Genomic DNA, 553 nt, shown 5'->3' on the forward strand with positions numbered 1-553 from the left:
CTCCGGCAAGATCGGTGATGCTCAGGATTGACCTGCGGTGATGGCGGGCCACACGCCGGGTAGGTAGTAGTACGGGCATTGTCCTAGTGTTGATTATGAAGGTTCCAACGCCGTCTGGACCCTCGACCCGGACAGCAACCGCTCCACATTCCCGAAACGAGCTGCCAACCGGCGCCGCCGCGCCCGCGTCGACAACCCCTGTCAGATCGTTCTTGTGTTCGTCCATCACGCAAGCGTGATCCCGTGACCCAGGCATCGCAACCAACGCCCCTCGATCGCGCTCGCGCGTGTCGTCACCGTCAGCGGAGCCAGCTCTGGCACCCACAACCGATGCGCCAGCGGCGGCTCGGACCGTCAGTCCACGACCGCGGCACCGTCATCTGAGCACTGACACCACCGCAGCAGGTGAACACGGCCGCACCCGTCCTGCGGTCGACATCGGACGTCCATCCGCTGCCCCTTCAGCGGATGGAGCGGATGCGTGACGACAATAAGATCCAAATCATAATTGGTCGACGCACTTCTCGGTATCTCTACCGCCCGCACGAGGAAG

Annotated in this window: 1 protein-coding gene; it reads right to left on the reverse strand. The window is 63.1% G+C overall.

Annotated elements, in window-relative coordinates:
- The coding region (locus ELR45_RS37410) for a hypothetical protein (RefSeq protein WP_205856346.1) at positions 1 to 226 on the reverse strand (226 nt) is incomplete at its 3' end.
- Positions 227 to 553 lie beyond the last annotated feature (327 nt).

Source organism: Phytoactinopolyspora endophytica (genome assembly GCF_004138495.1).
Taxonomy (GTDB): domain Bacteria; phylum Actinomycetota; class Actinomycetes; order Jiangellales; family Jiangellaceae; genus Phytoactinopolyspora; species Phytoactinopolyspora endophytica.